The 21,570-nt window shown below is 71.7% G+C and carries 19 protein-coding genes; 10 read left to right on the plus strand and 9 right to left on the minus strand.

Annotated features, from left to right (window positions below; translation table 11 throughout):
• Window positions 1-46: 46 nt before the first annotated feature.
• Both IF17_RS0117625 and IF17_RS0117630 read left to right on the plus strand, forming a co-directional pair.
• On the plus strand, window positions 47-3,253 hold the full coding sequence (locus IF17_RS0117625; RefSeq protein ID WP_030566986.1) for a sacsin N-terminal ATP-binding-like domain-containing protein: 3,207 nt from the start codon (window positions 47-49) through the stop codon (window positions 3,251-3,253).
• Window positions 3,254-3,420: 167 nt separating this feature from the next.
• On the plus strand, window positions 3,421-4,170 hold the full coding sequence (locus tag IF17_RS0117630; RefSeq protein WP_030566988.1) for a hypothetical protein: 750 nt from the start codon (window positions 3,421-3,423) through the stop codon (window positions 4,168-4,170).
• 75 nt (window positions 4,171-4,245) lie between these two features.
• Here IF17_RS0117630 and IF17_RS0117635 read toward each other — a convergent pair whose 3' ends face one another.
• Both IF17_RS0117635 and IF17_RS0117640 read right to left on the minus strand, forming a co-directional pair.
• The gene (locus tag IF17_RS0117635) at window positions 4,246-6,723 is read right to left on the minus strand and encodes an HAD-IC family P-type ATPase (RefSeq protein ID WP_030566990.1); all 2,478 of its coding nucleotides are present in this window, start codon (window positions 6,721-6,723) and stop codon (window positions 4,246-4,248) included.
• A gap of 143 nt (window positions 6,724-6,866) precedes the next feature.
• The gene (locus tag IF17_RS0117640; protein ID WP_030566992.1) at window positions 6,867-7,193 is read right to left on the minus strand and encodes a hypothetical protein; all 327 of its coding nucleotides are present in this window, start codon (window positions 7,191-7,193) and stop codon (window positions 6,867-6,869) included.
• A gap of 209 nt (window positions 7,194-7,402) precedes the next feature.
• Here IF17_RS0117640 and IF17_RS0117645 point away from each other — a divergent pair, with 209 nt between their 5' ends.
• Window positions 7,403-8,857: an NCS2 family permease gene (locus tag IF17_RS0117645; protein ID WP_018510925.1), complete on the plus strand. Its 1,455-nt coding sequence runs from the start codon at window positions 7,403-7,405 to the stop codon at window positions 8,855-8,857.
• On the opposite strand, the gene IF17_RS0117650 is transcribed toward IF17_RS0117645, so the two are convergent.
• Window positions 8,850-9,062 (minus strand): ribbon-helix-helix protein, CopG family, encoded by a 213-nt coding sequence (locus IF17_RS0117650; RefSeq protein WP_076965498.1) that lies wholly within the window; start codon window positions 9,060-9,062, stop codon window positions 8,850-8,852. The two genes, IF17_RS0117645 and IF17_RS0117650, sit on opposite strands and share 8 nt — an antisense overlap.
• 134 nt (window positions 9,063-9,196) lie before the next feature.
• Between IF17_RS0117650 and IF17_RS0117655 the strand changes: the two genes are divergently transcribed.
• Entirely contained in the window at window positions 9,197-9,637 is a 441-nt protein-coding gene (locus IF17_RS0117655) for a MarR family winged helix-turn-helix transcriptional regulator (protein WP_030566996.1), read from the plus strand.
• A gap of 176 nt (window positions 9,638-9,813) precedes the next feature.
• The gene (locus tag IF17_RS0117660) at window positions 9,814-11,148 is read left to right on the plus strand and encodes an MFS transporter (protein WP_030566998.1); all 1,335 of its coding nucleotides are present in this window, start codon (window positions 9,814-9,816) and stop codon (window positions 11,146-11,148) included.
• Window positions 11,149-11,211: 63 nt separating this feature from the next.
• On the opposite strand, the gene IF17_RS0117665 is transcribed toward IF17_RS0117660, so the two are convergent.
• Window positions 11,212-11,793: a Uma2 family endonuclease gene (locus tag IF17_RS0117665; protein WP_030567000.1), complete on the minus strand. Its 582-nt coding sequence runs from the start codon at window positions 11,791-11,793 to the stop codon at window positions 11,212-11,214.
• 89 nt (window positions 11,794-11,882) lie between these two features.
• Window positions 11,883-12,917 (minus strand): EamA family transporter, encoded by a 1,035-nt coding sequence (locus IF17_RS0117670; RefSeq protein WP_030567002.1) that lies wholly within the window; start codon window positions 12,915-12,917, stop codon window positions 11,883-11,885.
• A 162-nt stretch (window positions 12,918-13,079) separates the two neighbouring features.
• Between IF17_RS0117670 and IF17_RS0117675 the strand changes: the two genes are divergently transcribed.
• Together IF17_RS0117675 and IF17_RS0117680 are read left to right on the plus strand one after the other, a co-directional pair.
• The gene (locus IF17_RS0117675; protein WP_030567004.1) at window positions 13,080-13,568 is read left to right on the plus strand and encodes a MarR family winged helix-turn-helix transcriptional regulator; all 489 of its coding nucleotides are present in this window, start codon (window positions 13,080-13,082) and stop codon (window positions 13,566-13,568) included.
• Window positions 13,569-13,653: 85 nt separating this feature from the next.
• Window positions 13,654-14,643: an aldo/keto reductase gene (locus IF17_RS0117680; protein WP_030567006.1), complete on the plus strand. Its 990-nt coding sequence runs from the start codon at window positions 13,654-13,656 to the stop codon at window positions 14,641-14,643.
• Between the two features lie 81 nt (window positions 14,644-14,724).
• Here the strand turns inward: IF17_RS0117680 and pip are convergent, their stop codons facing one another.
• On the minus strand, window positions 14,725-15,693 hold the full coding sequence (gene pip, locus IF17_RS0117685) for a prolyl aminopeptidase (RefSeq protein ID WP_030567008.1): 969 nt from the start codon (window positions 15,691-15,693) through the stop codon (window positions 14,725-14,727).
• Window positions 15,694-15,751: 58 nt separating this feature from the next.
• Here pip and IF17_RS0117690 point away from each other — a divergent pair, with 58 nt between their 5' ends.
• The gene (locus tag IF17_RS0117690) at window positions 15,752-16,243 is read left to right on the plus strand and encodes a hypothetical protein (protein WP_030567010.1); all 492 of its coding nucleotides are present in this window, start codon (window positions 15,752-15,754) and stop codon (window positions 16,241-16,243) included.
• 21 nt (window positions 16,244-16,264) lie between these two features.
• Here IF17_RS0117690 and IF17_RS0117695 read toward each other — a convergent pair whose 3' ends face one another.
• The gene (locus IF17_RS0117695; protein ID WP_030567012.1) at window positions 16,265-18,250 is read right to left on the minus strand and encodes a serine/threonine-protein kinase; all 1,986 of its coding nucleotides are present in this window, start codon (window positions 18,248-18,250) and stop codon (window positions 16,265-16,267) included.
• Window positions 18,251-18,351: 101 nt separating this feature from the next.
• Window positions 18,352-19,188 carry an SDR family oxidoreductase gene (locus IF17_RS0117700; RefSeq protein WP_030567014.1) on the minus strand — a complete coding sequence of 279 codons (837 nt, stop codon included), beginning with the start codon at window positions 19,186-19,188 and terminating at the stop codon, window positions 18,352-18,354.
• Between the two features lie 229 nt (window positions 19,189-19,417).
• On the opposite strand from IF17_RS0117700, the gene IF17_RS0117705 reads away from it, so the two are divergent.
• Window positions 19,418-20,176 carry an SDR family oxidoreductase gene (locus IF17_RS0117705; protein ID WP_030567016.1) on the plus strand — a complete coding sequence of 253 codons (759 nt, stop codon included), beginning with the start codon at window positions 19,418-19,420 and terminating at the stop codon, window positions 20,174-20,176.
• A gap of 55 nt (window positions 20,177-20,231) precedes the next feature.
• Window positions 20,232-21,119, plus strand: coding sequence for a LysR family transcriptional regulator (locus IF17_RS0117710; RefSeq protein ID WP_030567019.1), 888 nt, complete (start codon window positions 20,232-20,234; stop codon window positions 21,117-21,119).
• On the opposite strand, the gene IF17_RS0117715 is transcribed toward IF17_RS0117710, so the two are convergent.
• Window positions 21,088-21,570 (minus strand): TetR/AcrR family transcriptional regulator, encoded by a 483-nt coding sequence (locus IF17_RS0117715; RefSeq protein WP_237667156.1) that lies wholly within the window; start codon window positions 21,568-21,570, stop codon window positions 21,088-21,090. The genes IF17_RS0117710 and IF17_RS0117715 overlap by 32 nt on opposite strands.

The raw sequence follows: 21,570 nt of genomic DNA on the forward strand, positions 1-21,570 counted from the left end.
ACAGGCCCAGCCACCACCCACGGCGGACGGAGTCGACAGCGTGAGCATGAATGCGACCGAGGGGGCCGATCCGTTCGGGACGGCACGGCTGCGGCGCGGCGTGCTCGACGCCTGGGGCGCCGGCCCCGCCCGCTTCCGGGAGGACGCCAACGCCGAGGAGGACCTCGCCCTCGGCGGCTACCGCGACCGCCTCGTCGTCGAGCTGGCCCAGAACGCCGCCGACGCCGCCGCCCGCGCCGACGTCCCCGGCAGGCTCCGCCTCACCCTGCACCCCGCCGCCCCCGGCGACCCCGACGGACGCTGCGTCCTGGCCGCCGCCAACACCGGCGCCCCCCTGGACGCCACCGGCGTCGAGTCCCTCTCCACCCTCCGCGCCTCCGCCAAGCGCGAGGGCCACGAGTCCGCCGTGGGCCGGTTCGGCGTCGGGTTCGCCGCCGTCCTCGCGGTCAGCGACGAGCCCGCCGTGCTCGGCCGCCACGGAGGCGTCCGCTGGTCCCTGGCCGAGGCCCGGGAGCTGGCCCGGAACGCGGCCGTCGGCTCCCCCGGCCTCGGCGACGAGCTGCGCCGCCGCGACGGCCACGTACCGCTCCTGCGCCTCCCGCTGCCCGCCGAGGGAACGGCCCCCGACGGGTACGACACCGTCGTGGTGCTGCCGCTGCGCGACGGCACCGCCGAGGATCTGGCCGCCCGGCTGCTGGCCGCGGTGGACGACGCGCTGCTCCTCACCCTGCCCGGGCTGTCCGAGGTCGTCATCGAGACCCCGGACGGGGTACGGACCCTGAGCCGCTCGGCCCACGGCCCGTACACGCACATCGACGACTCCGCGCACGGCCTGAACCGCTGGCGCACCGTCTTCCACCACGGCCCGGTCGAGCCCGCGCTCCTCGCCGACCGCCCGGTCGAGGAGCGCCTGCGCCCCCACTGGTCGGTCACCTGGGCGGTCCCGGTGGACGAGTCCGGGGCCCCGCTCCAGCCCCGTACGGCCCCGGTCGTCCACGCCCCCACCCCCACCGACGAGCCCCTCGGCATCCCCGCCCTCCTCATCGCCTCCCTCCCCCTGGACACCGCCCGCAGGCACCCCGCGCCCGGGCCGCTCACGGACTTCCTGGTGGAGCGGGCGGCCGATGCGTACGCCGAGCTGCTGGGCACCTGGCAGCCCGTGTCGACCGGCACCATCGACCTGGTCCCCGGCCCGCTCGGCAAGGGCGGCCTCGACGGGGCCCTGCGCGGCGCGATCCTGGCCCGGCTGCCCCGGGTCGCGTTCCTGGAGCCCGCCGCACCCCGGGACCCCGAGGCCGAGCCGCGCTGGGCGGACGACTGGGACCGGGACCGTACGGACGGGAGCACCGCCACCACCGCCCTCCGCCCCGTCGAGGCCGAGGTCGTCGAAGGCGTCGGGGCCGAGACCGTACGGGTCCTCGCCGAGGTGCTGCCCTGTCTGCTGCCCGCAGGCCTGGAGCGCCGCCCCGAGCTCCGCACCCTCGGCGTCGCCCGCGTCCCGCTGACCGAGGCCATCGACCGCCTCGCCGGTCTGGAGCGCGACCCCGCCTGGTGGCACCGCCTCTACGACAGCCTCGCGGGCATCGACCCCGACCGCCTCACCGGCCTCCCCGTCCCGCTCGCCGGTGACCCGGAGGACGAGCAGGCGGGCCGCCCGCCGCGCACCACCATCGGCCCCCGCCAAGTGCTGCTGCCCCTCCCGGACGCCCTCACCGGCCCTGTTCTCGCCCGCCTCTCCCGGCTCGGCCTCAAGGTCGCCCACCCGGACGCCGCCCACCCGCTCCTGGAGAAGCTCGGCGCCCTGCCCGCCACGCCCCGCGCCGTGCTGACGACCCCCCAAGTGCGGGCGGCGGTCGCCGGATCGCTGGACGCGGGGGAGATCTGGGACGAGGACGCACTCGACGGCGACGAGCTGGCGGAGACGGTCCTCACCCTCGTACGCGACGCCGAACTCGCCCCCGGCGACGAGCCCTGGCTCGGCGCGCTCGCCCTCCCCGACGAGGAGGGTGAGCCCGCCCCCGCCGGTGAACTCGTCCTCCCCGGCAGCCCGTTCGCGCAGATCATGCGGGAGGGGGAGCTGGCTCTCGTGGACGAGGAACTGGCCGAGCGCTGGGGTGAAGCGCCCCTCACCGCCTGCGGGGTGCTCGCCACCTTCGCCCTCGTCCGGGCCGCCGACGTCGTCCTCGACCCGGACGAACTGGAGCCCCGCGACAGCGACTTCGCCGAACCCGACGACGCCGGGCTGCTGGACGCCGTCGACGTGTGGTGCGAGGACCTCCTCGACCAGCTGCCCGAGACGCCCGTGCCGCCGGTCGCCACCGAGATCGTCGCCGTACGGGATCTGGACCTGGTGGACGACGACGCCTGGCCGCAGGCGCTCGCGATGCTGGCGCAGCCGCCGCTGCGGGACGCGCTGACGCAGCCGGTGCGGGTGCTGCTGCCGGACGGGACGACGCAGTCCGTGCGCCCGTACACCGCGTGGTGGCTGCGCGACCACCCCGTACTGGACGGCCGCCGCCCCGCCGGGCTGCGCTCGGCCGGGGGTGACCCGGTCCTGGCCGGGCTGTACGACGCGGTGGACGCCACCGGCTTCGACGACGTCCAGGTGTTGCGGGCGCTCGGGGTGCGTACCTCGGTCGCCGCGCTCCTGGACGAGCCGGGCGGTGCGGCCGAGCTGCTGGGGCGGCTCGCCGACGAGGACCGGCCCGTCACCCCCGTACAGCTGCACGCGCTCTACACGGCGCTCGCCGAGCTCGACCCGGAACAGGTCACGTTGCCCGACGAGCTGCGGGCGGTGGTCGACGGGGACGTGACCGTGGTCGACGCGGCGGACGCCGTGATCGCGGACGCCCCGGACGTGCTGCCGCTGACGGAGGGGTTGCCGCTGCTCCCCGTGGCCCCGGCCCGGGCCGCCGAGCTGGCCGAGCTGCTCCAGGTGCGGCGGCTCGGCGAGAGCGTCGAGGCGGGCGTGACGAGCGAGGGCGAGGAGCACCGCGTACCGGAGTCCGTCCGCGTCCTGCTCGGCCCCGCCACCCCGGCCACGTACATCGAGCACTCCGAACTCCGCGCGGGCGGCGTCGAGCTGGACTGGCGTCGCACCCGGGACGGGGTCGTCCACGCGTCCACCCTGGAGGGCGTGGCGGCCGGGCTGGCCTGGGCGGCGGGCCAGTGGCCCCGCCGCTTCGAGGTCGCGGCCCTGCTGGAGGATCCGTCGCGTACGGAGGAGCTGGCGCGGGACCGCTGGTTCGATTGAGGGGCGTCGACCGAGGGGCGTCGACGGAGAACGCGCCTTCGTGGAATCTTCATGATTGTGTACAACCCTTCACGTGAGATGCGGGTCTGTTCTGTCGAGTGAACAACTGACAGACCGGTCGGGCTCGTTGAGTGCCGCGGGCCGGTCCCGTACTTCTCGGGGAACACATGCGCATACGCACCACCGCCGCGACGGCCACCGTTGTCGGCGCCCTGGCCCTGTCCGTCCTGGCCGCCCCCTCCGCGCAGGCGGACGGCCGCCACGGGGACATCGCCATCACCAAGGTGACGGTCAACGGCGGCAAGAACGTCGTCATCGGCACCTCCGCGGTGAAGAAGTTCTCCGTCACCGTCCAGGCCAAGGACAACTCGGGCATCGAGAGCGCCGACATCGCGCTCAAGGGCCCCGCGTTCGGCATCCTGGACACGAGCGACATCAAGTGCTCGGGCAACACCTGCACGGCGAAGTTCACCGTCGACCCGAAGGTCGACCTCGCCTACTCGAACGATGTCGCCGGGAACTGGTACGTCGACGCGTGGGTGGACGCCAACGACGGCGACTTCGTCTGGACGGAGAAGGCCAAGGCCTTCAAGCTCCAGCGCGCCTCCCGCCTCTCGGTCAACGCGGCTCCCGAGCCCGTGAAGAAGGGCAAGACCCTCACGGTCACCGGCAAGCTGGAGCGGGCCAACTGGGAGACGTTCAAGTACCACGGCTACGGCAGCCAGTCCGTGAAGCTCCAGTTCTTGAAGAAGGGCGCCAAGAGCTGGTCGACGGTCAAGACCGTCAAGGGCAGCTCCACCGGCACCCTGAAGACCACCGTCAAGGCCTCGGCCGACGGTTACTGGCGCTACAGCTTCGCCGGTACGGCGAGCACCCCGGCGGTCTCGTCCACCGGTGACTTCGTCGACGTGAAGTAGTAGGCGAGGAGACACGGAGAAGCCCCCGGGAGGTCATCGGCCTCCCGGGGGCTTCCTGCTTCCTGCGTGCTGCCCTTATGCGCCGAAGCGCCGGCCCACCAGACGCCAGCTGAACTCCAGCAGCGCGGCCGCCGCCACCGCGATGCCGACCGCCGTCCACGGCATCGTCGTCCCGACCAGCTTCAGGGCGAAGAAGTCCTGGAGCCACGGCACCACGAGCACGATGAGGAAGCCGAGCCCCATCGCCGCCACCAGGGCGATCCGCCACCAGGTGTACGGGCGGGCGATGATCGCCAGGACCCACATCGAGGTCAGGAACAGCGTCAGCGTCGCCGCGCTCGTCTCCGCCTCCAGAGCGCCCGGCCCGGCGTAGTGGTGGCGGGCCACCAGGTACGTGGTGAAGGTGGCCGTCGCCGCGATGACGCCCGAGGGGATCGCGTACCGCATGACCCGGCGTACGAAGTGGGGCTGGGCGCGCTCCTTGTTCGGCGCGAGGGCCAGGAAGAACGCGGGGACGCCGATGGTCAGCGTGGACAGCAGCGTCAGGTGCCTCGGCAGGAACGGGTACTCCACCTGGGTGCAGACCACCAGGATCGCCAGCAGCACCGAGTAGACCGTCTTGGTGAGGAAGAGGGTCGCGACGCGGGTGATGTTGCCGATCACCCGGCGGCCCTCGGCGACGACGGACGGCAGCGTCGCGAAGCTGTTGTTCAGGAGCACGATCTGCGCCACGGCCCGCGTCGCCTCGGAGCCGGAGCCCATGGAGACCCCGATGTCGGCGTCCTTGAGGGCCAGGACGTCGTTGACGCCGTCGCCCGTCATCGCGACCGTGTGGCCGCGCGACTGGAGGGCCGCCACCATGTCCCGCTTCTGCTGCGGGGTGACCCGGCCGAAGACCGCGTTCTGTTCCATGGCCGTGGCCATGTCGTCCGGGTCGGTGGGCATCTTGCGGGCGTCGAGGGTGTTCTCGGCGCCCGCGAGGCCCAGCTTCCCGGCGACCGCGCCGACGGAGACCGCGTTGTCGCCGGAGATGACCTTGGTGGCCACGTTCTGCTGGGCGAAGTACTTGAGGGTCTCCGCCGCGTCCGGCCGGAGCCGCTGCTCCAGGACGACCAGGGCGGTGGGCACGTCGCCCTCCGCCGCGTCCGGGGCGTCCAGCTCGCCGCTCGGCACCCGGGCCAGGAGCAGCACGCGCAGGCCCTGCTGGTTGAGGTGCTCGATCTCGTCGAGGGTGGGGTCGCCCTCGGGGAGCAGCACGTCCGGGGCGCCGAGGAGCCAGGCGGAGGAGCTGCCGTCGGTCTCGGTGAAGGCCGCGCCGCTGTACTTGCGGGCGGAGGAGAAGGGCAGGGCGTCGGTGACGGTCCAGCTCGCGGCCGTCCCCTCGCCCGCCGGGTACGCGTCGATGATGGCCTGGAGGCTGGCGTTGGGGCGGGGGTCGGAGGAGCCGAGGGAGCGCAGCACCTGGTGGACGTACGCCTCGTCGCTCCCGTTGAGCGGCCGGACCTCCGTGATGTCCATGCCGCCCTCGGTGAGCGTGCCGGTCTTGTCCAGGCAGACCACGTCGACCCGGGCGAGCCCCTCGATGGCGGGCAGCTCCTGGACCAGGCACTGCTTGCGGCCCAGGCGTACGACGCCGATGGCGAAGGCGACGGAGGTCAGCAGGACCAGGCCTTCGGGGATCATGGGGACGATGCCGCCGACGGTGCGGGCGACGGAGTCCTTGAAGTTGTTGTCCTTCACGACGAGCTGGCTGATGATCAGCCCGATCGCCGTCGGGACCATCATCCAGGTGACGTACTTCAGGATGGTGCTGATGCCGCTGCGCAGCTCGGAGTGGACGAGCGTGAAGCGCGACGCCTCCTCGGCGAGCTGGGCGGCGTACGCCTCGCGCCCCACCTTGGTCGCGGTGAACGCCCCGCCGCCCGCGACGACGAAGCTGCCGGACATCACCGGGTCGCCGGGCCGCTTGAGGACCGGGTCGGCCTCACCGGTCAGCAGCGATTCGTCGACCTCCAGGCTGTCGGCCTCGGCGACCGTGCCGTCCACGACGACCTTGTCTCCGGGGCCCAGCTCCACCACGTCCCCGAGGACGATCTCGTGGGTGGAGATCTCGGCGGCCTTCCCGTCGCGGCGGACGGTCGGCTTCGCCTCGCCGATCACCGCGAGGCTGTCCAGGGTCTTCTTGGCCCGCCACTCCTGGATGATGCCGATGCCGGTGTTGGCGACGATCACGAAGCCGAAGAGGCTGTCCTGGATCGGCGCCACGAACAGCATGATCACCCAGAGCACGCCGATGATCAGGTTGAACCGGGTGAAGACGTTGGCCCGGACGATCTCGGTGACCGAGCGCGAGGACCGCACGGGCACGTCGTTGACCTCGCCCCGCGCCACCCGCTCGGCGACCTCGGCGGTGGTGAGGCCGGTGGCGTCGTGAGCCGAAGGTGGCAGGTCCATGGGGTGCACGGGGTCGAGCTCCGCCCCCGCGTCGATCATGGCCGGCCGGGAGGGTCCGGGGGTCTGCTCCCCGGAGGAATCGAGTGCCCGCTGCGTCATGGGTTAGACGGTACGGGCGTCAGGTGCGGATCACCCGCCGGGGGGCCGAAGATCCGACCAGGGGAGGAGCAAGTCGGTCCCGTGGTCGTACGGGGGCGGCGAGGCGCCCGTACGGGAGGGCTACCGAAGACTCGCCTGCCGCCTCAGGCGGTCCGGTCGGCCCGGGTGCTCGTGCCCAGCGCGCCGTCCGCCGCCTCGGCCCCCGCGGCGGCCTTGGCCTCCGCCTGGGCCGCGTGCCGCTTGAGGGCGGCGTCGCGCCCGCGGACGTACCAGATGCCGATCAGCCCGAGTGCGGCTCCGGCCAGCGGGGTCCACACCCACCAGGTGTGCCCGCGGTCGGCGAACCAGCCGTAGAAGGGGAGCTGGGCGAGGAAGAGGACGAACCAGAGGATCGTGCCGCCGACGACGGTGGAGACGACGGGGCCCTCCAGGGGCTCGGGCGCCTCGTGCTTCGGTGTCCACTTCTCCATGCGTTCAGTGTATGGGCCCACCCGATCGGGGGTGCGCGGGCCGGTGGACCCGAGGCGCCACGCGGGTCTACGCGCGGAGATAGCGATCTTCGCCTTATGTATTCATACTGAATCTGCTTTGGGCTGGCTCGATTTGTTCGTCTGAACATCCAATTTCGATCACCTTTCGCCCTTTTCCTTCACCTCCCTACGTACGACTGAGGTCACCCATGCCCCCCTCGGCCACCGCTCCGGTCGACTCCCCGCAGCCCTCGGCACCGCAGCCCACGGGCGGCGTGGACCGGTTCTTCAAGATCTCCGAGCGGGGGTCGACCGTCGGGCGCGAACTCCGCGGCGGGTTCGCCACGTTCTTCGCGATGGCGTACATCATCGTGCTCAACCCGATCATCCTGGGCAGCGCGAAGGACATGTACGGCAACCAGCTCGACAACGGTCAGCTGGTCACCGCCACCGTGCTCTCCGCCGCCTTCTCCACGCTCCTGATGGGCGTCATCGGCAACGTGCCGATCGCGCTTGCCGCCGGGCTGGGCGTCAACACCGTCGTCGCCCTCCAGCTCGCCCCCCGGATGAGCTGGCCGGACGCGATGGGCATGGTCGTCCTCGCGGGCATCGTGGTCATGCTGCTGGTCGCGACCGGGCTGCGGGAACGCGTGATGAACGCCGTACCGCGCTCGCTCCGCAAGGGCATCGCGATCGGCATCGGCCTCTTCATCCTGCTGATCGGCCTGGTCGACTCCGGCTTCGTCTCGCGCATCCCGGACGCCGCCATGACCACCGTGCCGCTCCAGCTCGGCGGCGACGGCCACCTCACCGGCTGGCCGATCCTGGTCTTCGTGCTCGGCGCGCTGCTCACGCTGGCGCTGATCGTGCGCAAGGTGCCCGGCGCGATCCTGATCTCGATCATCGCCATGACGGTGGTCGCCCTGGTCATCGACGCGGTGGCGGGCCTGCCCGAGGGCGCCTGGGGCCTGACGACGCCCGCGTGGCCGGGCAACCCGGTCTCCGCGCCGGACTTCGGTCTGCTCGGCGAGGTCAGCCTCTTCGGCGGCTTCGGGAAGGTCGGTCTGCTGACCGGCATCCTCTTCGTCTTCACGGTGCTGCTGTCCTGCTTCTTCGACGCGATGGGCACCATCCTGGGCGTCGGCGACGAGGCGAAGCTGATGGACGAGAACGGCAACTTCCCCGGCATCAACAAGGTGCTGCTGGTGGACGGCATCGCGGTCGCCTCGGGCGGGGCGACCTCCGCCTCCGCCACCACCTGCTTCGTGGAGTCCACCGCAGGCGTCGGCGAGGGCGCCCGCACCGGACTGGCGAGCGTGGTGACCGGTCTGCTCTTCTCGGTGGCGCTGTTCCTCACACCGCTGGCGACCATGGTCCCGTCGCAGGCGGCCACTCCCGCCCTGCTGGCGGTCGGCTTCCTGATCATCGCGGGGTCCGTACGGGACATCGACTGGAGCGACTACACGCTCGCGGTCCCGGCGTTCCTGGCGATGGTGATGATGCCGTTCACGTACTCGATCACCAACGGCATCGGCATCGGCTTCATCGCCTTCTCCGTGCTGCGGCTGGCGGCGGGCCGGGGCCGTGAGGTCCCGATCGCGATGTACGTGGTGTCGGCGGTCTTCGTCTTCTACTACGCGATGCCGGCGCTCGGCCTCACGTGATCGGGTCTCCGGTCACCTTGGGGCCCGTCGGCCCGTAGAACTTCTCCGTCTCGTCGACGGCCGCCTTGAAGCGTTCGTCGAAGTCGTCGCGAATGAGCGTCCGGACCACATAGTCCTGGACGCTCATTCCGCGTTTGGCGGCATGCTGCCGGAGCCGGTCGAGCAGCTCACCGTCTATCCGCAGGCTGAGCACTGTCGATCCCATACCGAGCAGGGTCGCCGCCCGGGGGCGCTTTTCGCGTCACTTTCCGCTTCCGTCTCACTCGTTCGGGTGATCGGTTTCTCGCGCGCGTACCATCGAGTGGTATTTAGTTTGGGTAATGAGTTACGCTAACAAACATGCCTGACCTGATCCACGACGGCGACAGTGCCGCCGCCGTGAGCTCCCTCCGCTCCGCCGTGATGCTGCTGGGCCGGCGCCTGAAGCACCAGCGCGTCGACGAATCGCTGAGCCCGACCGAGATGTCGGTGCTCGGCACCCTTGCCCGCTGCGGCTCGGCCACCCCTGGCGAGCTGGCCCGCAAGGAGCACGTGCAGCCTCCGTCGATGACCCGCATCGTCGCGCTGCTGGAAGCGAAGGGACTCGTCAGGCTGGAACCGCACCCCGATGACCGTCGGCAGAAGATGGTCAGCCAGACCGAGCAGGCCGAGGCCATGCTCGCGGAGAGCCGCACCAAGCGGAACGCCTGGCTGGCCCAGCTCGCCGAGGGCCTGGACGAGGACGAGTGGGAGACGCTGCGGGCCGCCGCGCCCGTGCTGGAGAAGCTCGCCCACCTGTGACCCCGCGGGCGCGAAGGCGGTGACACCGTCCCCGGACCGGATGAGACAGCCGGTCCGGGGAAGGCGATCGCAGCCGGGACCGGCACACCGCCGGCCCCGGACGATCACCGCCGGAGCGCCCGTCGTCACGTCCTCGTCGGACCGCACGCCGTAGACGCCTGAGGAGATGAACCCTTTTGAGTACGGGATCCGGAGCAGACTCCGCCCCCGCACCGACTTCCACCCACGAGAGCACGACCGGCGGGACCTTCTCGTCGCTGAAGATCCGTAACTACCGCCTGTTCGCCACGGGCGCCGTGATCTCCAACACCGGTACCTGGATGTCCCGCATCACGCAGGACTGGCTCGTGTTGAGCCTGACGGGTTCCGCGACGGCCGTAGGCATCACCACGGCCCTCCAGTTCCTTCCCATGCTGCTCTTCGGCCTGTACGGCGGCGTCATCGCCGACCGCCTCCCGAAGCGGCAGATCCTGCTCGTCAGCCAGGCCATGCTCGGCCTGTGCGGTATCGCGCTGGCCGTCCTGACCCTCTCCGGCGTCGTCGAGGTCTGGCACGTCTATCTGGTCGCCTTCCTCCTCGGCATGGTGACCGTCGTCGACAACCCGGCCCGCCAGTCGTTCGTCTCCGAGATGGTCGGCCCCGCGCAGCTCCGCAACGCGGTCAGCCTGAACTCGGCGAACTTCCAGTCCGCCCGGCTCATCGGCCCCGCCGTCGCGGGTGTCCTGATCACCACGGTCGGCAGCGGCTGGGCGTTCCTGCTCAACGGCCTCTCCTTCCTGGCCCCGCTCATCGGCCTGCTGATGATGCGGACGAGCGAACTCCACGCCTCGGTACGGGTCCGCCGCGCCAAGGGCCAGCTGCGGGAAGGACTGCGTTACGTCCGTGGCCGCCCCGAGCTGATCTGGCCGATCGTCCTGGTCGGCTTCGTCGGCACGTTCGGCTTCAACTTCCCGATCTGGCTGACCGCCTACGCCGACGAGGTCTTCGACGGCGGCGCGGGCATGTACTCCTTCTTCAACATCCTGATGGCCGCCGGTTCGCTGGTCGGCGCGCTGCTCTCGGCCCGCCGCCGCTCCACGCGGCTGCGGATGCTGGTGGCGGCGGGCACGGCGTTCGGGCTGCTGGAGATCGCCGCCTCGCTCTCCCCGAACGTCTGGCTCTTCTCGATCCTGCTGGTCCCGATCGGCATGCTCGGCCTGACGACGAACATCACCGCGAACACGAGCGTCCAGATGGCCGCCGACCCCGAGATGCGGGGCCGGGTGATGAGCCTGTACATGATGGTCTTCGCCGGGGGTACGCCGGTGGGCGCCCCGATCGTCGGCTGGATCAGCGACACGTACGGCGCGCGCATCGGCTTCGCGTCCGGCGGCGCGATCTCGGTGATCGCCGCCCTGGCCGTCGGCTTCGCCCTCGCCCGCGTCGGCGGCCTCCGCCTGAAGGTCGACCTCCGTCCGGGCCGGCCGCACGTCCGCTTCGTACCGCGCGAGCAGCTGGCGAAGGCCGCGTAGAGGCACGCGAAAGGCGCCCTCCCCCCGGAGCGATCGGGGGAGGGCGCCTTTCGCGTGTCCGGGTCAGTCGCGGGGGAAGGCGTCGGTCTTCAGGACCAGGTCCATGGAGGTGCCGGTGAGATCGACGTCGAGGCCGAAGTCGACGACGAGCTTCTTGTGGTAGTCGCCGTCCTTCGGCTCCGAGTGGAGGAGGCAGCGCCCCACGTACGGGTCGACGATGAGGAACACGGGGACGCCGGCGGCCGCGTAGGCGGCCTTCTTGGGCCCGTAGTCGGCCGCGGCCGTGCCCTTGGAGATGACCTCGGCCACGAACTCGACGTGCTCGGGGAGCCAGCGGCCGTGGCTGTTCTTGGCCGCCTTGTCGAGGAGCTTCACGAGGTCGGGGGCGAAGCCGTTGCCCTCGCCGAAGTCGATGCGTACGTCCGAGAGCAACCGGTCCTCAGCGAACTGGGGCAGCAGCTGCTTGAGAATGGCCAGAATGATGCGCCAGTGTGTGTCCCGCTGTGGCGACATGTGGACGGTCCCCTCGACGATCTCGACCTTGAATCCCTCGGGGGTGGGCTCAAGCCACTCGAACATCTCGTCCAGAGTCAGCTCGTCGCTGATGTCGGCCATGTCGATCCTGTCGGGGTCTACGACGGTCATCGTGCCGCTCCTCCCCGCTGCCGCACGGGCGTACGGGCAGCCGCGTAGGACAACGATAGGCCCGGGTGTTCGGACACGCCCGGACTTGCTTACGCCGCCCCGGGCCCGGGAGGTGGTACGGGCCTGGGCGCGGGGGCGGTGGGGGGTGCGGTTAGGCTCGAAGGGTGGACCCCAAGACCAGAAACCGCATCATGGCGGCCGTGCTCGTGCTCATGTTCCTCGTCGTCGCCGTGGCGGCCGCCTTCGGCGGCTGAGGCGGGCGGTTCCCCCGCGCCGCGCTGAGCCAGCACCACCGCGCCGACGACCCCCGCCGCGCCCAGGAGCTGGAGCGGCCCCAGGGTCTGCCCCATGAAGAGGTAGCCCAGGACCGTGGCGCACAGGGGCGAGGCGAACGACAGGAACGAGGCGGCGAGGGCTGGCAGCCGCGCTATGCCGTTGAACCACACGACGTACGCGAGCAGCGCCCCGATGATGCCCAGGTAGGCGAAGCCGCCGACGTTGGTCCAGGTCAGGCGTTCCGGGAGCGGTTCGCCGAGCAGGGTGACGGGGAGCAGGACCAGGCCGCCGACGGTGAGCTGCCAGCCGGTGAAGGCCAGCAGCGAGACCCCTTCGGGGCGTCCCCAGCGCTTGGTCAGCACGATGCCCGACGCCATGCACGCGGCCCCCAGGAGCCCCGCCAGCACGCCGACGCCGTCCAGGCCGGCCTGCGGCTGGAGGACCAGCAGCGCGACCCCCGCGGCGGCGAGTGCGCAGGCGCCGATGTGCAGGAGGCGTATGCGGGCGCCGAGCAGGACGGCCCCGAGGAGCAGCACGATCATCGGCTGGACGGTCATCACGAGGGCCGCCACCCCGCCCGGCAGGTGGTAGGCGGCGAGGAAGAGGAAGTAGAAGAAGGCGCCGATGTTGAGGACGCCGAGCACGGCCGCCCGCACCCACCAGATGCCCCGGGGCAGGACGCGGGTCAGCAGGAGCAGGATCAGCCCGGCGGGCAGGGCGCGCAGGGTGGAGGCGAGCAGGGGCCGGTCGGGCGGCAGGAACTCCGTGGTGACCAGGTAGGTGGAGCCCCAGACGGCGGGGGCGAGGGCGGTGAGCAGGGAGATCCTGACCAGGCGTCGGTCGGTCATCTCAGCGAATCATTCGACGTCGAACTATCTCTCATGGAAGGGAAAAGTAGGGCAGCGAGTAGGCTGACGTCAAACAGTTCGACGTGGAAGTATCCAGAGCGTCCACAGCATCCAGAGCGTCCGGTGCGGATGAGGCCGGGAGATGAACGAGGTGGGGCCCGCATGCGTGACTCGGTCGACGATTTCCTGGACCAGTGGGCCGCCCTGCGGTCCGATCTGGATCTGGAGGCCATGGGTGCGGTGGGCAGGCTCCTGCGGCTGACCCGGCTCGTGGACAAGGAGGTCGGCCGCTACTTCGCCGAACACGGCATGGAGCGCTGGGAGTTCGACGTCCTCGCCACACTCCGCCGCAGCGACCGCCCGCTCACCCCCAAGGAGCTCGCCGCGAACGTCATGGTCAGCTCCGCCGCGCTGACCAACCGGATCGACCGGCTGGCCGCCCGCAGCCTGGTGGCCCGGGAAGCCGTGCCCGGCGACCGGCGCAGCCTGCACGTCACGCTCACCGACGCCGGGCGGAGGCTCGTCGACAGCACCGTGGAGGGCCATGTGCGCAACGAGCGCAGGATGCTCGCCGAGCTGGACGCGGAGGACTGCGAGGAGCTCAACCGGCTGCTGCGCACGCTGGTGAACACGCTGGAGGGCGGCCGCTGAGGAGGGCCCCCTGTCACCCCTGCCCACGTGTCGTCCGGGACGGTTGCTTGCCTGGAGTGGACTCGAAGGAGTTGGCTGGGGCGTCATGAAGTACACACAGCTCGGACGCACCGGACTCAAGGTCAGCCGACTCGTCCTCGGGACGATGAACTTCGGCCCGCAGACCAACGAGTCGGACAGCCACGCGATCATGGACGCCGCGCTCGGCGCGGGCCTGAACTTCTTCGACACCGCCAACGTCTACGGCTGGGGTGAGAACAAGGGGCGCACCGAGGAGATCCTCGGCACCTGGTTCGCCCAGGGCGGCGGCCGGCGCGACAAGGTGGTCCTGGCCACCAAGATGTACGGGAACATGGCCCCCGAGGGCGACGCCTGGCCCAACCACGACAAGCTCTCCGCCGTGAACATCCGGCGGGCGGTCGACGCCTCGCTCAAGCGGCTCCAGACGGACCACATCGACGTCTACCAGTTCCACCACGTCGACCGGGACACCCCGTTCGAGGAGATCTGGCAGGCCATCGACGTCCTGGTCCAGCAGGGCAAGATCCTGTACGCGGGCTCCTCGAACTTCCCCGGCTACAAGATCGCCCAGGCCAACGAGCAGGCGGCCCGGCGCGGTTCGCTCGGCCTGGTCAGCGAGCAGTGCCTCTACAACCTCGTCGAGCGCCGCGCCGAGATGGAGGTCATCCCGGCCGCGCAGGAGTACGGCGTCGGGGTCATCCCCTGGTCGCCGTTGCAGGGCGGTCTGCTGGGCGGCGTCATCAAGAAGGAGGCCAAGGAAGGCCGCCGCGCCTCGGGCCGCTCGGCCGACGCGCTGGCCAACAGCACGGTCCGCGCCCAGATCGAGGCGTACGAGGACCTGCTGGAGAAGCACGGCCTGGAGCCCGGTGAAGCGGCCCTGGCCTGGCTGCTGACCCGCCCCGGCATCACGGGCCCGATCGTCGGCCCGCGCACCGCCGAGCAGCTGGAGGGCGCCCTGCGCGCCGTGGAGCTGGAACTCCCGGAGGCCGTACTCACCGGCCTGGACGAGATCTTCCCGGGCCCGGGCCCGTCGCCGGAGGCCTTCGCCTGGTGATGCGCCCGGTGTTGCGCCTCGTGACGTGAGCCGATCGGCCGCCGCCCCGCTGTGGGGCGGCGGCCGATCGCTCGGTCCCGGCTACTGCGCGAACCGGTCCAGCGCCGCCAGCACCGCCCGCCGGGTCGCGGGCCCGCCCAGGTGTCCCGCATCGTCGATGACGGTCAACTCGGCCTCCGGCCAGGCCCGGTCGAGCTCCCAGGCGGTGATCAGGGGCCCGCCGAGGTCGAAGCGGCCGTGGACGAGGACGGCGGGGATGCCGGCCAGGCGGTGGGCCTCGTCGATGAGCTGGTTCTCCCGCAGCCAGGCGCCGTGGGAGAAGTAGTGGGAGCAGATCCGGACGAGGGCCTGCTGGGCAGGGCCCGGGCGGCTGCTGTACGGGGCCGGGCCCGGGTTCGCCTCCAGGGAGAGGACCGCGTCCTCCCACGCGCACCAGGCGGCGGTGGCCCGCTCCCGCACGTCCGGGTCGGGGCTCTCCATCCGGCGGGCATAGGCGGCGATCACCTCGCCGGCGTCCGTGGCTTCGGGGACCGCCTCGCGGAAGGTGTGCCAGGCCTCGGGGAAGATCTGGCCCGCGCCCCGGTAGAGCCAGTCGATCTCGCTGCGCCGGGTCGTGGTGACCGCGGCGATGACGGCCTCCGTGACCCGCTCCGGGTGCGCCTGCGCGTACGCCAGGATCAGCGTGGAGCCCCAGGAACCCCCGTACAGAAGCCAGTTGTCGATGGAGAGGTGCTCCCGCAGGCGTTCCATGTCGGCGATGAGGTGGTGCGTGGTGTTGTGCCGCAGGTCGGTCGCCGGGTCGCTCGCGTGCGGGGTCGAGCGGCCGCAGCCCCGCTGGTCGAAGAGGACGACGCGGTAGCGCTCCGGGTCGAAGTACCGGCGGGCTCGCGGCGTACACCCGGACCCGGGCCCGCCGTGGACCACGAGGGCCGGCTTGCCGTCCGGGTTCCCGCACACCTCCCAGTACACGAGGTTGCCGTCACCGACGTCCAGCATGCCGCTGTCGTACGGCTCGATCGGCGGGTACAGGTCGTCGGGTTCGCGGTGCATGCCCGTGCCTCCTTCTGGTGAGCGGGCCACCCTACGGCAGCGGCGTACCCTTGCCGCCGTGAACGCGACTCCCCGGGTCCTCGCCGTACTGGACGACATCCTCGCCTCCGCCGCCCCCGACGGGCGCGGGGCGTTGTGGCATCTCGCCGAGCCGGGGCGGGAGCTGGACGCCAATCTCGTGCGGCTGCCGGGTGGTGCTGAGGTCGGGGAGCATCAGGAGGACGTGCTCGATGTGCTCCTGGTCGTGCTGGAGGGCGGGGGGCTCGTGCGGACGGCGGGCGGGGAGCTGGACCTGCGTCCGCGCACCGTCCTCTGGCTGCCCCGGACTTCCCGCCGTGCCCTGGTCGCGGGGGCGGACGGGCTCACGTATCTCACCGTCCACCGCCGACGGCCCGGGCTCGCCATCAAGGCGCCGAGCGCGGAGTCCGCGTACGAGGGTGGCGAAGGGCCCTGCATGCTGGACCGGGTCTGTCCGGATTGCGGGCGGCTCTCCGAGGACCCCGCGCCGGTCTTCTGCAGCCGGTGCGGGGAGCGGTTTCCGGAGCGGTGAGGCCCCGTACGCCCAAAGACCTCAGAACCCCTCGCACTCCGTCAGGTCCGGCCGGCCCGGTGGGGTCCTGCTGTCCATCAGGGCCGACAGGTTCTTCTCGTACAGGTCCTCCCACACCTTCCCGGCAAGGATCTTCCGCAGCGCCGAGCACACCTCGGTCTTCAGGCCCGGGGAGCCGGGGCGCATCGCCACGCCGTAGCCCTCCGCGCCCTGGATGTTCTCCAGGCGCCGCACCTTGCCCGGGTTCGCCTTCTCGTAGCCCGCGAGGATGATGTCGTCCGAGGCCACGGCGTAGACGTCCGACGTCACGTCCAGCAGCTGGTCCAGGCAGTCCTGGTACGTGTTGGGCTGGGACTCCGTCATCGTGAAGCCCCGTTTCGGCAGCTCCGTCTCGTACGTCGAATCCCTCGCCGTGCACACCTCGACGCGCAGCCGGCGCAGGTCGCTGGAGTCGTTGATCGTGTACTTGCTGGACTTCTGGCGGACCAGGAAGCTGCGGCTCGCCTCGTAGTACGGGCCCGCGAAGTCGACGCTGTCCCCGCCGGGTGACGCGCTCTTCCGTTCGGGCGTGATGCTGTACGAGGCGATGACGAGGTCCACGCCCTTCGTCCGGAGGGCGGTGCTGCGGTAGTCGGTCGGGACCGTGGTGAAGGCGACCTCGTCGCGGTCGTACCCCAGGTGCCCCGCGATCGCGTAGGCCAGGTCGATGTCGTAACCGGCGTACGTCTTCGTCTTCCTGTCGTACTTGCTCAGGCCCGGCTGGTCGTCCTTGACGCCGATCTTGAGGAGGGGGTTCGCGGCCTTCCACTTCTCCGTCCCGGTGCTGCCGCCGCCCCGGCCGCCCGAACCGCCCGAGCCGGCCGTGGTGCTGCCGTTCGTGCCCGTCCTGTCGTCGCCGACGCCCTGCGCGACCAGCCAGCCCGCCGTGGCCAGCAGGGCCACGCACAGGATCCCCGTCGCCGCCTTCAGCCAGGGGCGGCGCCGCGCTCGGTGGCCGTCGGCCGCCCGGGGCGCCGCGGCGGACGGGCCGAGGGGCTCGCGGTCGGGCGCCGGTTCGGTCACCGCCGTCGGCGGGGGCGTCGGCGGGGGCGTCGCCGCGCCGGGCACGGTGGTGCTCCGGGCGAGCGGGGCACCCAGCACCTCCCGCAGCATCGCCTCCGCCGTCGCCGCGTCCAGGCGCTCGTGCGGGTCCGGGAAGAGGAGGCCCTGGATCACCGGGGCGAGCGGTCCGGCGTACCGGAGGACCGGGTCGGGGGACTGCCGGATGTTCTCCTGGACCTCCCACACCTCGCCGCCGGCGAAGGGGACCTTGCCCTCGACCATCTCGTACAGCGTGATGCCGAGCGCCCACAGGTCGGAGCCGGGGGCGGGTCCGGGGGAGCCGGGCGTGAAGAGTTCGGGCGCCAGGTACGGGGGCGTGCCGATCACGCTGCCGGACCGGGTCACCTGGGCGGCGCCCTCGAACGTGGCGATCCCGAAGTCGACCAGGATCGCCGTCCCGTCCTCCCGCACCAGCACGTTGGCCGGCTTCACATCGCGGTGGACGACCGACGCCGCGTGCACCGCCCGCAGGCCTTGGAGGATCTGGAGGCCGATGTCCGCGGCCCTGGGGATGGCAAGCACCCGGTCGGACCGCAGCAGGTCGGCCAGGGACCTGGCTTCGAGGAGCTTCATCACGATCCAGACCTGGTTGTCGGTCTCGACCTGGTCGTGGACGGTCACCACGTTCGGGTGCTCGATCTTGGCGATCGCCTCCGCCTCCCGGCGGGCCCGCTGCATCGCGGCGGCCTGGGTTCCGGCGGTCATCGCGTTCCGGTCGAGCAGACCCTTCACGGCGACGAACCGGCGCAGCCGCCGGTCGTGGGCCCTCCACACCTCGCCCATGCCGCCGCTGCCGATCGGCTCCAGCAGTTCGTAGCGGCCTTCGATCACCACCTGCGGGCGGCGGCCGCCCCCGGCTCCAGACCCGCCCCAGGCCTCGGCTCCGCCTCTGTCTTCGCCTTGCATGCGACCCCCTGTGCACTACATGGACCAGGCAAACAGTAGACGTTCCGTCAGCTTGCCACAGGGCAGGACGGGGCAGGACGGGAGGGGATTTCGCGGCGGCCTCAGGAGGCGGCGCCGCCGTTGCTCTTGAGCAACTGCCCGTTGACCCACTGCCCTTGTGGCGAGCACAGGAAGTCCACCAGGTGCGCGGTGTCCTGCGGAGTGCCGAGGCGGCCGAGCGGGGTGCCCTGCGCGATGGCGTCGCGCAGTTCGTCGTTCATCCAACCGGTGTCCACCGGGCCGGGGTTGACGACGTTGGCGGTCACCCCGAGGTGGGCCAGTTCGTGGGCGGCGGCCAGGGTGATGCGGTCCAGGGCGCCCTTGCTCGCGCCGTAGGGCAGGTTGCCCACGGTGTGGTCGCTGGTGAGCGCGACGATGCGGCCCGCGCCCGCGCCCGCGCCCACGCCCGTGCCCGGCTCGCCGGGCTTGCTCCCGGGCTGGCCGCGGAAGCGGAGCCCGTACTCGCGGATCAGCAGCCAGCTGGCCCGCGTGTTCACGGCGAAGTGCCGGTCGAACGCCTCCACGGTGGTGTCCAGGAGCCCCGAGTCCACCGACTCCGCGTGCGAGAGGACGAGCGCGGTGACCGGGCCGAGGCGCTGCTCCGCCTCGTCGAAGATGCGGATGGGGGCGTCGGGGCCGGTCAGGTCCGCCTCGATCGCCGCCGTACGGGCTCCGGCCTCCTCCAGCTCCCGGGCGATGGACGCGGCGGCCCCGTCCTCGGCGCCCCACTCCATGCGCCGGTCGTACGGCGTCCAGTAGGTGAAGGCGATGTCCCAGCCGGAGGCCGCGAGCTGCCGGGCGATGCCGGCGCCGATCCCGATGGAGCGCCCGACCCCGGTGATGAGGGCGACCGGGCGGGCCGGTGCGGCCGGGTCCGAGGGCTGTTCGTTGATCGTCACGGGCCGATCCTTCGTGACCCGTACGCGTACGTCAACGACTTTCCCGGCCGCCGCTCCGGCCCCTTCGCGCCACCGCTGACCTGCGGTGACCCATCTTCCTGGTGGGCCGACGCGATCTTTGTGTTTCCCCCGGCCCCGGGGGCGCTCCTAGCGTGGACGACGGAAACTGCGACGAAAGCAGACCAACGCCGCATAGCGACAGATGCGGCCGGAGAGAGGAGCCGTCACCATGAGCGAGCAGCAACTGCTGAACGGGAAGACCGCGGTCGTCGCCGGAGGGGCCAAGAACCTCGGCGGCCTCATCAGCCGGACCCTGGCCGAGGCCGGGGCCAACGTGGTCGTGCACTACCACGGCGAGAACACGGCCGCCGATGCCGAGAAGACGGCGGAGGCGGTACGCGGCACGGGCGCCCAGGCCGTCGTCGTAAGGGAGGACCTGACCCGCGTCGAGGGCGTCCGCAGCCTCTTCGACCAGGCGCTCGACGCTTTCGGCGGGGTGGACGTGGCCGTGAACACCACCGGCATGGTCCTCCGTAAGCCGATCGGGGAGACGACCGAGGAGGAGTACGACCGCATGTTCGCGATCAACTCCAAGGCGGCGTACTTCTTCCTCCAGGAGGCCGGCGCCCGGCTCAACGACGGCGGGCGCATCGTCAGCCTGGTGACCTCCCTGCTCGCCGCCTTCACCGACGGGTACGCCACCTACGCGGGCGCCAAGGCCCCGCTGGAGCACTTCACCCGGGCGGCGGCCAAGGAGTTCGCCCCGCGCGGGATCGCCGTGAACAATGTGGCCCCGGGGCCGATGGACACGCCGTTCTTCTACCCGCAGGAGACGCCGGAGCGCGTGGAGTTCCACAAGTCGCAGGCGATGGGCGGCCGGCTGACGGAGATCGAGGACATCGCGCCGCTGGTGAAGTTCCTGGTCACCGAGGGCGGCTGGATCACCGGCCAGACGATCTTCGCCAACGGCGGCTACACGGTCCGCTGACCGTCTTCGGACGTACGGGAGGCCGTCTTCAGGCGTACGGGAGGGAACGGACCGCGTGACTTTGGACCTGCACAAGCTGGAACACCTCGTCGCCGTCGCCGAGGAGGGCGGGTTCACCCGGGCGGCCGAGCGGCTGCACCTCAGCCAGCAGGCGCTGAGCACCTCGATCCGCACCCTGGAGCGGTACGTCGGCGTCCAGCTCCTGGACCGGGGCCACCAGCACGTCACCCCCACCCCCGCCGGGCAGGCCCTCATCGACGACGCCCGCGCGCTCCGGGCCCAGGCCCACGCCGCCCTGGAGCGCGCCCGGCGCATCGGCCGGGGCCAGGCCGGGCACCTGCGCATCGGCCACACCCCGGCGGTCACGGCGGAGGAGGTGGTGGACCTGCTGACCCGGGCCCGTACGGAGGAGCAGGGCATCCAGGCCCACGTACGCCAGCTCTTCCCGGACGAGCTGCGCGACCAACTCCTCACGGGTGCCTGCGACCTGGGGCTCAGCCGGTCCATGCCCGCCGACACCGGCCTCACCCGCGCCCGGATCGCCGAACACCGCCTCCGGGTCGCCGTCCCCGCCGGCCACCCGCTCGCCGCCCGCCCCACGGTGGCCCTGGCCGACCTGCGCGGGGAGCCGCTCACGGTGTGGGGCGAGTCCGGCTCGTCCGCGTACACCGACCTCCTGATCGGCCTGTGCCGCCAGGCGGGCGTGGAACCCGACACCCAGCGCAACCCGGTGCAGGGCACGCCGCCCATCACCGCCGTCACCGCGACGGGCCGCCTCGCCTTCGTCACCACGCCCCCGGGACCGGCGGCGGGCGGTGCGGCGTACGTCGTCGACCTGGACCCGCCGGTCCACGTACCGGTCCACGCGCTGTGGCCCGCGCACACGACGTGCCGGGACCGGGACGTCTTCCTCAGCCGGTGGGGGGATCTTCCCCGCGCGTGAGCCGGGTGGGGTGTGTTCGGTCTACTGCTGTTGAGGTGAGATCCCGGCAGATCAGCCGATGGGCGAGGCGGGCCGTGGCGAGCAACTCCCCGCGCCCCGAACCCAGATTGGCGCGCGCCGACAGTCCGTGCCAGACGGACTGGACGACCCCCATCAAGGCCGCCGGATCGGCATCGGTGCTCAACTCGCCCTCCCGTACCGCACGTTCGATACGCGCCAGGAGGGTCCGCTCGTTCGATCCCTGGAGTTCGGTGAAGTAGGCGCTGGTGTCGAGGGTGCTCGTGCTGTCGGCCATCGCGGCGCTGCTGAGCAGGCAGCCGGGGTGGGTGTCGTCCGGCAGGGTGAACTCGTGGACCGAGTCGATGAGGATGCGTTCGATGACCGTCGCCAAGTCCTCCGCCTCGGAAGCCTGTTGATAGATCTCCCGGTACCGCTCCGCATACGTCCGCAC

Origin of the sequence: Streptomyces cyaneofuscatus, assembly GCF_000718135.1 — a bacterium.
Classification (GTDB): Bacteria; Actinomycetota; Actinomycetes; order Streptomycetales; family Streptomycetaceae; genus Streptomyces; species Streptomyces cyaneofuscatus.

Bases quoted from the DNA above. Each gene is read 5' to 3' on its own strand.
- IF17_RS0117625 (WP_030566986.1), top strand. From the start codon at position 47: ATGAATGCGACCGAGGGGGCCGATCCGTTCGGGACGGCACGGCTGCGG.
- IF17_RS0117630 (WP_030566988.1), top strand. From the start codon at position 3,421: ATGCGCATACGCACCACCGCCGCGACGGCCACCGTTGTCGGCGCCCTG.
- IF17_RS0117635 (WP_030566990.1), bottom strand. From the start codon at position 6,723: ATGACGCAGCGGGCACTCGATTCCTCCGGGGAGCAGACCCCCGGACCC.
- IF17_RS0117640 (WP_030566992.1), bottom strand. From the start codon at position 7,193: ATGGAGAAGTGGACACCGAAGCACGAGGCGCCCGAGCCCCTGGAGGGC.
- IF17_RS0117645 (WP_018510925.1), top strand. From the start codon at position 7,403: ATGCCCCCCTCGGCCACCGCTCCGGTCGACTCCCCGCAGCCCTCGGCA.
- IF17_RS0117650 (WP_076965498.1), bottom strand. From the start codon at position 9,062: ATGGGATCGACAGTGCTCAGCCTGCGGATAGACGGTGAGCTGCTCGAC.
- IF17_RS0117655 (WP_030566996.1), top strand. From the start codon at position 9,197: ATGCCTGACCTGATCCACGACGGCGACAGTGCCGCCGCCGTGAGCTCC.
- IF17_RS0117665 (WP_030567000.1), bottom strand. From the start codon at position 11,793: ATGACCGTCGTAGACCCCGACAGGATCGACATGGCCGACATCAGCGAC.
- IF17_RS0117670 (WP_030567002.1), bottom strand. From the start codon at position 12,917: ATGACCGACCGACGCCTGGTCAGGATCTCCCTGCTCACCGCCCTCGCC.
- IF17_RS0117675 (WP_030567004.1), top strand. From the start codon at position 13,080: ATGCGTGACTCGGTCGACGATTTCCTGGACCAGTGGGCCGCCCTGCGG.
- IF17_RS0117680 (WP_030567006.1), top strand. From the start codon at position 13,654: ATGAAGTACACACAGCTCGGACGCACCGGACTCAAGGTCAGCCGACTC.
- pip (WP_030567008.1), bottom strand. From the start codon at position 15,693: ATGCACCGCGAACCCGACGACCTGTACCCGCCGATCGAGCCGTACGAC.
- IF17_RS0117695 (WP_030567012.1), bottom strand. From the start codon at position 18,250: ATGCAAGGCGAAGACAGAGGCGGAGCCGAGGCCTGGGGCGGGTCTGGA.
- IF17_RS0117705 (WP_030567016.1), top strand. From the start codon at position 19,418: ATGAGCGAGCAGCAACTGCTGAACGGGAAGACCGCGGTCGTCGCCGGA.